This is a genomic window from Comamonas composti DSM 21721, from assembly GCF_000429845.1.
Classification (GTDB): Bacteria; Pseudomonadota; Gammaproteobacteria; order Burkholderiales; family Burkholderiaceae_C; genus Comamonas; species Comamonas composti.
Window position 1 is genome coordinate 1 of the sequence record NZ_AUCQ01000054.1, and the last position, 3,127, is coordinate 3,127.

General features: G+C 54.2%; 3 protein-coding genes. 2 read left to right on the top strand and 1 reads right to left on the bottom strand.

The window, feature by feature from the left end:
• Positions 1-161: 161 nt before the first annotated feature.
• The gene (locus G486_RS24715) at positions 162-287 is read left to right on the top strand and encodes a hypothetical protein (protein WP_281171918.1); all 126 of its coding nucleotides are present in this window, start codon (positions 162-164) and stop codon (positions 285-287) included.
• A gap of 383 nt (positions 288-670) precedes the next feature.
• Positions 671-2,209, top strand: a complete 1,539-nt coding sequence (locus G486_RS0116900; protein ID WP_245587358.1) for a DNA cytosine methyltransferase — start codon at positions 671-673, stop codon at positions 2,207-2,209.
• Positions 2,210-2,435: 226 nt separating this feature from the next.
• On the opposite strand, the gene G486_RS22700 is transcribed toward G486_RS0116900, so the two are convergent.
• Positions 2,436-2,909 carry an HNH endonuclease gene (locus G486_RS22700; RefSeq protein ID WP_051303645.1) on the bottom strand — a complete coding sequence of 158 codons (474 nt, stop codon included), beginning with the start codon at positions 2,907-2,909 and terminating at the stop codon, positions 2,436-2,438.
• Positions 2,910-3,127 lie beyond the last annotated feature (218 nt).

Below are 3,127 nucleotides of genomic sequence, written 5' to 3' on the forward strand. Positions count from 1 at the left end.
GAAGGCTGCCTTGATCCGCTTTACCATTCAGTTCGGAGACCGTATCTCCGCCAACTGAAGTCCGACCCGTTTACACAAAAATTCGGACACGCCCAGGGCTGGCAGTCCTCACCTATGGTGAGATCCAGGCAGTGGGTGCCAATGGTCAGGAGCAGACGCTGATGAAGTACAACCGGCCGGAGCCGATGCTCAATGTGGCGGCGCAGGCGCAGGCGCAGGAGAGCAAGATCCTGGACTATATGCGTGGGATCGGCCTAGCTTCTTTTACGGGAGCACTCGGAAGGTAATTTTCGCGCCGAACATGAGCGATAACTGGCCAGCATTTCCGCAAGTGCAGATTGCGCTGCGACTTCGGCTTTAGGCTGTGACCAGCTAGTCACTAGCTGTCCGCGAAGAACGGCAACTGTATTCAAACCGGTCGCTAGAGGCCACTCTGCCAGGAGATGATTAGCGTCGTATGAAGATATCCTCCGGCCTACCCGCTTGCGAATTGCCAGCTAATCATAGCGCTCGCTGGGACTGTCTTCCCCGGCGCGTCGAGGGCGATCGTATTGAATTTACAATTCATAAATGGCCATAAGAGCTGTCCAAGCGTCCCAATTCGGGCACCTGCGGCTAAGGTCCATTGATACCAAAAGTAGAACTAATGACTCAGCGTGGAGTAATTCCGGTGATCGATTTGTTCGCCGGACCGGGAGGACTGTGCGAAGGGTTTTCGTCTGTCGTCGATGCGGCTGGTGAACGGCGATTCGCCGTCAAGGTCTCGATTGAGAAGGACGCGGTTGCGCACCGGACACTGCTGTTGCGGGCGATCTTCCGCAAATTCTCCAAGGGGAAAGTTCCGAGCTGCTACTACGATTACGTCCGTGGCAAGCTAACGCGTGAGCAGTTTCTTGATCATCCCGAAATCAAGGAGGCTGCGGAGGATGCGGCCAGGGAAGCCAGGTGCGCGGAGCTCGGAGTGACTTCGTCAACGGAGGTTGATGGTTGGATTCGTGAGGCGCTGGGCAACCAGACTGATTGGGTGCTCATCGGAGGTCCTCCCTGCCAAGCATACTCGCTGGCTGGACGCTCGCGGCTTCGTAGCAAGGACGTGCAGAAGTTCGAGTCCGATGCCAAGCACTTCCTCTACACCGAATACCTGCGGATCATTCAGGAGTTCGCTCCTGCGGTCTTTGTGATGGAAAACGTCAAGGGGATGCTCAACTCCACTAATTCCGGTAAGCGCATCTTCGAGCAGATACTTTCCGACTTGAAGGCGCCTCGGGATGACCTGAGATATGAAGTCCGGTCATTGGTGGTTCACAAAACCGAAGGTGAACTTGAGCCCAACGACTATGTGATCGAGGCAGACGACCACGGTATTCCGCAGAGTCGGCACCGGGTCATCCTGTTCGGGATCCGTTCGGACGTGGCGGCTACAACTTCTGCACTCAGGGAGCATCCAGAGTCGTTCTTGCTTTGCAAGCAGCCCCAGAAAATTGGTGTGAGCGCCGCATTGGCCGGTTTGCCCCAGCTGCGCAGCCGCTTGTCCAAGGAGCCAGATTCACGGGAGGCGTGGATCGATGCGCTCCGTCAATCGCCTCAAACTCTGAAAGGCTGGCGCGTGCCGCTGCGTAGCGACATCGAGGCGGCCATGGTGAAATTCATCAAGAAGGCTGAAAAACAGACGACGTTTGGTGCACCATTCGTGGAAACCACGGTTGTCCCGGGTGGGTGCATGCCCAAGGATTTGCAGAACTGGTATCTTGATCCAAAGCTTGGAGGAGTCTTGCAGCACGAGACACGTAGCCACATGCGCTCGGACCTTCATCGCTATATGTTTGCGGCCTGCTTTGCTGCGACGAGAAAATATGCTCCGGATTTGTATGACTTCCCGCCGCGGTTGCTGCCAGATCATGTGAACGTGGATGCGGAGACAATCCCATTCAAGGATCGCTTTCGCGTCCAGTTGGGGCAATTCCCGTCATCTACGGTAGTCGCTCACATCAAGAAGGATGGACACTACTACATCCACCCTGATCCCGGGCAGTGTCGCAGCCTGACCGTGCGTGAGGCTGCTCGTTTGCAGACGTTCCCCGATAACTACTTCTTCGAGGGGAACCGGACGGAGCAATACGGTCAGATCGGCAATGCAGTACCGCCGCTGCTGGCCAAGCAGATTGGCGAGATCATTCTCGACTTTATGACCTCTCCTCGCAGAGGGTGAGTATGGTGGCTTGCTCCATGTTGTCGCTGGAAATCTCTCCAGGATCATCGCCAAGCGGGTCTCAAAGGGCTTGAGCGTTCAAATCTGCGTATTTCGGTTGAACTGACTGCCTGTGCCGGTTGCGGCTGGTTAGGCTGTTAGCGTGACCAGTTGAATCCATTGCCACCAGCAGTCGGTGGCAGCAGAAGCTACCACTCAACGTAGAGCTAACAGGCGCTGCGTGGCTTTATCGTGCAGTATCCGGTTGATGCTTCGAGCTGGGCTTGGTTCCCAAAATCTCTTTGATTTTCGCGTACTCATAGCCGCTCTTCTTCATGTAGATATGAACCGCCTTGTGACAGTTCGGGCAGAGAAGAGAAAGGTCAGAAAGGCTGACGACATAGCTCGCTGAATAGGTGGATATAGGAACCTTGTGATGGGCCTCGATGTATTTGATTCCGTATCTGACGAAAAAATCTTCACCACATATATCACATAGCCATGACTCGGCACTCTTCAGCGCCTTTACAACCCCCTTGCTCCTTTCTGCCATAAGGTGCGTAACGTATTTCCTCTCACCTTCTTGAAAGAGGAGTTCATCCTGCGGTGCAGAAATTTTTGTGCTAGAAGCCAGGCCACGATGCAGAACGACGAATTTGTTCTCTATTTCAGAAACTGAAAAAGATCCCTCGAAGTGCCATCCATCTTTGGTAAGCGCCAATTTCTCCCCCTTCTTGTGATTTGGACCTCGGCGCCAAAGAATGACGGCTACGTCAATTTGGGGAAGTTTCGATGGTCAGTTCCGTAAAAGATTCAAGCGTCAAAGCCTGGGAGGCCCTCAGCCTGGAGAAGTGGCCCCGGTTTTTTGAACAGTTGGCTAAGCGAGATTTCTTCCCGTAAAAATGGCCTGACAGCAGGCCGAATCTGGAGAAATCTATG

Excerpts from the sequence above, each read along its gene's own strand:
- G486_RS24715 (WP_281171918.1), top strand. The coding sequence starts at position 162 with ATGAAGTACAACCGGCCGGAGCCGATGCTCAATGTGGCGGCGCAGGCG.